Source organism: Rhodopseudomonas sp. BR0C11 (assembly GCF_010820945.1).
In the GTDB taxonomy this organism is placed as follows: domain Bacteria; phylum Pseudomonadota; class Alphaproteobacteria; order Rhizobiales; family Xanthobacteraceae; genus Rhodopseudomonas; species Rhodopseudomonas palustris_H.
In genome coordinates, this window is record NZ_QTKI01000394.1 from 1 (window position 1) to 4,479 (window position 4,479).

General features: G+C 65.6%; 4 protein-coding genes and 1 pseudogene. 3 read left to right on the forward strand and 2 right to left on the reverse strand.

Annotation, left to right across the window (positions count from 1 at the left end):
• Positions 1-178 precede the first annotated feature (178 nt).
• Complete coding sequence (locus DYI24_RS21905) at positions 179-526, forward strand: 5-carboxymethyl-2-hydroxymuconate Delta-isomerase (protein WP_164573834.1); 348 nt, start codon at positions 179-181, stop codon at positions 524-526.
• An 18-nt stretch (positions 527-544) separates the two neighbouring features.
• Here the strand turns inward: DYI24_RS21905 and DYI24_RS21910 are convergent, their stop codons facing one another.
• Positions 545-1,231 carry an oxidoreductase gene (locus tag DYI24_RS21910; RefSeq protein ID WP_164573831.1) on the reverse strand — a complete coding sequence of 229 codons (687 nt, stop codon included), beginning with the start codon at positions 1,229-1,231 and terminating at the stop codon, positions 545-547.
• Between the two features lie 249 nt (positions 1,232-1,480).
• On the opposite strand from DYI24_RS21910, the gene DYI24_RS21915 reads away from it, so the two are divergent.
• Both DYI24_RS21915 and DYI24_RS21920 read left to right on the forward strand, forming a co-directional pair.
• Positions 1,481-2,662 carry a GGDEF domain-containing protein gene (locus tag DYI24_RS21915; protein WP_164573832.1) on the forward strand — a complete coding sequence of 394 codons (1,182 nt, stop codon included), beginning with the start codon at positions 1,481-1,483 and terminating at the stop codon, positions 2,660-2,662.
• 933 nt (positions 2,663-3,595) lie between these two features.
• Positions 3,596-3,883, forward strand: coding sequence for a GIY-YIG nuclease family protein (locus DYI24_RS21920; RefSeq protein WP_164573833.1), 288 nt, complete (start codon positions 3,596-3,598; stop codon positions 3,881-3,883).
• A 340-nt stretch (positions 3,884-4,223) separates the two neighbouring features.
• Here the strand turns inward: DYI24_RS21920 and DYI24_RS21925 are convergent.
• Positions 4,224-4,479, reverse strand: a pseudogene (locus DYI24_RS21925) (FGGY-family carbohydrate kinase); the annotation flags it as partial.

Genomic DNA, 4,479 nt, shown 5'->3' on the forward strand with positions numbered 1-4,479 from the left:
GGCTGCGTTGACTCGCAGCCTTCTTCCGCGATGGTGGCGCCGAGATGGCGCGGGCTCGATTGCATTTGCGCATACAGCGATCGGCGGCGCGGCGCTTGCGTTGATCCGCCGCGGGCTTGACCGCGCCGGCGCCAGCGCCAATGAAGGCGCGGTGGTCATGGCGCATGAGGGACGGGCGATGCCGCATCTGGTGATGGACTATTCCGGCGACGATCTCGGCCGCGACCGGATCGCGCCGCTGCTGGCGCAGCTCGCTGACGCCGCGGCGGCGACCGGCGTGATGCAGGCGGCCGACATCAAGGTGCGGGCGCGCGGCTTCGACGACTATCTGGTCGCGGGCAAGCGCGACAGCTTCGTGCATCTTGCTGTGTTCATGCTGGCGGGCCGCACGCCGGAGCAGAAGGTCGCGCTCAGTGTCGCGCTGCGCCAGACCCTGGTCGCGCATTGCCCGGACATCACCAGCCTCAGCGTCGATATCCGCGACATGGACCCGGAGGCCTACAAGAAGCGGCTGAAGCAGGCGTAGGGCGTTGGGTCGCGGCCTTCAGCGGCGAAGCAGCGCCATCATCTCGCGCCAATGATAGATCTGCAGCTTCGGCGCGTCGGTCCGCGCCGCTGCGATCATCGCCAGCGCGACGTCGCCGGCGTCGATGCCGCGGTAGCGATCGGTGGCGCCGCGCAACAGCGGATTGATGATGTGTGCGAGCGCGATGAACAGCCGCTCCACCGGGCGGTGCTCGGCGCGCTCGCCCATCAGCATCGACGGCCGGAAGATCGCGGTGCGCGGAAAGGCCAGCGCGATGATGTCGCGCTCGGCCTCGCCCTTGGTGCGGAGATAGAACGAGCGCGAGGCCGCGTCGGCACCGACCGCGGTGACCAGAAACACCGCCTGCGCGCCGGCCTCGCGCGCGATCCGCGCGGCTTCAACCGGATAGTCGTGGTCGATTTTGTAGTACGCAGCTTCGTCCGGGGTCTGCTTGCGCGTGGTGCCGAGCGCGATGAACACCTCGTCGGCTTTGAGCTGCGCGGCCAGCGCCGGCAGCCGGTCGAGGTCGCCGATCAGCACGGTCAGCTTCGGATCGCTGAAGGTCAACGGCCGCCGCACCACCGCGATCACCCGGGCATAGTCGGCGCTGTCCAGCAGTCCGCGCAGGAGCTGCGAACCGATCAACCCGGTCGCGCCGAACACCAGCGCGGTTTTCGAAGCGGAGCTGTCGCTGGATGTGGTCATGTGCGACAGGATGGCACAGGCGCGGGGCGGACCGCAACGCCAAGCCGAACAGCATCTGCGGCGACGGTCAAGGCGAAGGTTCCTCAGAAACAGTTTCCAGCACTATCCGGGACGCGCGGTGAAGCACGCTGCGCCGATCGGCCGAACGCGATGTCACATGGCTAAAATTGTATCGAGTGCGTGGTGGATTTAGATAGCGGATAGAGGCACAACACGCGGACTTCAGTGTGCGAGGTCGCGGCGTTCGAGATGCAGGGTTCGGTTGTCAGAGTCACGTTGTCCCTGATCGGGCCGGGCATCATCAGCGTGTTCGGCATCGCGTTTCTTGCGGCCTGGAGCTACGACCGGCGGCGGCCGTATCTCGTCCTTCTGGCCGCTGCGTGTGCGCTGTTCGCGCTCGGTGCGTCGAGCCAGATCCTCTATTGGCCGCGCGACACCGGCCTCAACGCGATGGTGTCGGGCGCGCTCTACACCTGCGCCGTCATCGCAGCCGTCGAAGGCGTGCTGAGCCGGTCGGGCAGGGCGTTCGGCTTGTGGATCGATATCGCGATCTTCGCCGCGTTTTCCCTGGCGCTCTGGTACTTCTTCTACGTCGATCGCAGTCTGCTGGCGCGGATCTACGTGCAGAATTTCGGCTACGGACTTCTGCTGTGCGTCGCCGCGCTGCGGCTTTCGCAGCTCAGACACGGCCGCGTGGTGGACCGCATCCTGTTCTGGACCCTGTTTCTGTTCGGGCTGCACTTCTTTCCGCGCACCGTGTTCACGGTCGGCGTGTCGCCTCCGACAGGTGAACCCGCTTTCGCCGACTCGGTGTTCTGGCAGACGCTGCAATTGTCGCTCGCCGTCCTCGGCGCAGCGTCGGCGATGGCCACCTTGGCTGCGGCGGTGTCCGACCTGATCGATGATCTGCGCCGCGAGCGCGATCTCGACCATCTGACCGGACTGCTCAACCGCCGCGGCTTCGAGACCGAGATCGCGGCTCCGATGCGTCGCGCGCCCGAAGGCGGGGCCCTGATCCTGTGCGACGTCGACCATTTCAAATCGATCAACGACACGTTCGGTCATGACGTCGGCGACGTCGTGCTGCAGGAGATTGGAACGATCCTGCGCAGAACCGCCCGCAAAGGCGATCTGGTCGGCCGCTGGGGCGGCGAGGAGTTCGCCGTGTTCCTGCCGGACGCATCGCGCTCCGATGCCGCCGAATGCGCCGAGCGGCTTCGGCAGACCATCGCGAGCAGCCGCATTCCAGGCCTGGACGACAGATCAGTGACCGCGAGCTTCGGGGTGGCGACGATCCGCGAAGCGGGCGACTGGGCGGCACTGTACAAGCTGGCGGACAGTCGGCTTTATGTGGCGAAGGCATCGGGCCGCGACCGCACGGTCGATCGCGGGATGTCGGCCGAAAGGTCACTGCGCGAACCAGTCGCGTAGCCCTGATCAGCGAAGCGATAGCCGGGAGCCGTATCTCGGCGGCACTGCCGGGCGGCGCTGCGCATTCGGAACAGCGCTGTACGCACCAGGCGTGACTCGCCGCGTCCGTCTGGATCACACTGTCAAACAGCCACGGCGTCGCGATCTCGCGGCTCTGCCGAGCCCGAGCTATGCGCCCGTCGTCGTCACGACGAGGGGCGGGGGCGCGCCGCTTGGCGCAAAGTTGGTGGTTGGTCGCGATGGCTTGCGATCCATCGCGCATCGCCTTCACGGCGCGCCCACCAGCGGCGATCTTTTGGCATCGGGACCGTTCTTCCGGGCGCGGGGAGCACGGGGATTTCTCCCGCCTCGTTCCGTCCCGTCCAGCCACGCGATGGGCAGCCGCTCATAGTAGCGGCGGACGGCGACCTCTTGCCTCCCGGACGACGTGGGTGCGAACCACCTCGCGCAGGACGCCGCGTCAGGCTCGACGCCGCTGCGCCATGCAGCTTCGCCAAACCCTCACCGGCTGGTCTCCCAGCCGACGATCTGTCCCGCTCAACGACGCCTCGCGAAGCGCCCCTCACGGACAGGACGGCACGGACTATAGTCCTTATAGGAATATTGTCAATACGCGACGCCAGCGGATTCGACGCCGGACGGCGCGGATCGCGATCGATGCGGCGATGGCAACGTCACGCCTGATTGCAACATGGATGCGCGGGTCAAGCCCGCGCATGACGAGGGTGTATCCCCTCGCGTTCGTCATTCCGGGGCGCGCGCAGCGCGAGCCCGGAATCCATAACCACCGCGTTCATGATGGACCGAGAACCCCGTTCCGCGCATCATCGAAGCCGAGACGACACGGCTTATGGATTCCGGACTTGCGCGCAACTGCGCGCAATCCGGAATGACGAACGAGAGGCTTGCTGAACAGCATCTAGGTGGGCTTCGATGCCTTACTACGTCTATCTGCTCGCCAATCGAAAGCATGGCACGCTCCATCTTGGCGTGACCAACGACCTGCTGCGGCGCATACACGACCATCGCAGTAAGGCAGCGCCGGGATTCTCGGAGCGTTACGGCATCGATCGGCTGGTGTGGTTCGAGATCTACGACGACGCCATTGCCGCGATCACGCGGGAGAAACAGCTCAAGAAGTGGCGACGTGATTGGAAGATCAGACTGATCGAAGACCAGAACCCGGACTGGGTCGATCTTTATCCGGGAATTTGCAGTTAGCGCGGAGCGCGACGGCGTCGCACCACGTCATACCGAGAACAACGCAGGTCACGATGGAATGTTAAACACAGCTCCTCTCTCGTCATTCCGGATTGCGCGCTCTTGCGCGCAAGTCCGGAATCCATACGCCGTGCGCTCTCAGTTACGATGATGCGCAGAGGATGGGCCTCAATTTACACTAGGCATAGGGGTTATGGATTCCGGGCTCGCGCTAGGCGCGCCCCGGAATGACGAACGAGAGGCCTGCGACGCGGTCACCGGAGCATCGCAAAGGCTGAATCAGGCGAACCCATCGCCTCGATCAGCGCCCTTGAATTTAAGGCTTACGTAGCCCCTCAACTCACCACCCCTCATCCGTCGCCAGCAGACCCTTCACGGCCCTTGCCCAACCCGCCAATTTGCGCTCGCGCGTCGCTGCGCTCATTGCGGGGCGGAAGCGGTGGTCGAGGCGCCAGTTGTCGGCGAATTTTTGCGGCTCGGGGAAGACGCCTGCGCTGAGGCCGGCCAAGTACGCGGCGCCGAGCGCGGTGGTTTCCTGGATCACCGGGCGGTCGACCGGGGCGTCGAGCAGATCGGCGAGGCGCTGCATCCGGCTC

Excerpts from the sequence above, each read along its gene's own strand:
- DYI24_RS21910 (WP_164573831.1), bottom strand. The coding sequence starts at position 1,231 with ATGACCACATCCAGCGACAGCTCCGCTTCGAAAACCGCGCTGGTGTTC.
- DYI24_RS21905 (WP_164573834.1), top strand. The coding sequence starts at position 179 with ATGCCGCATCTGGTGATGGACTATTCCGGCGACGATCTCGGCCGCGAC.
- DYI24_RS21920 (WP_164573833.1), top strand. The coding sequence starts at position 3,596 with ATGCCTTACTACGTCTATCTGCTCGCCAATCGAAAGCATGGCACGCTC.
- DYI24_RS21915 (WP_164573832.1), top strand. The coding sequence starts at position 1,481 with ATGCAGGGTTCGGTTGTCAGAGTCACGTTGTCCCTGATCGGGCCGGGC.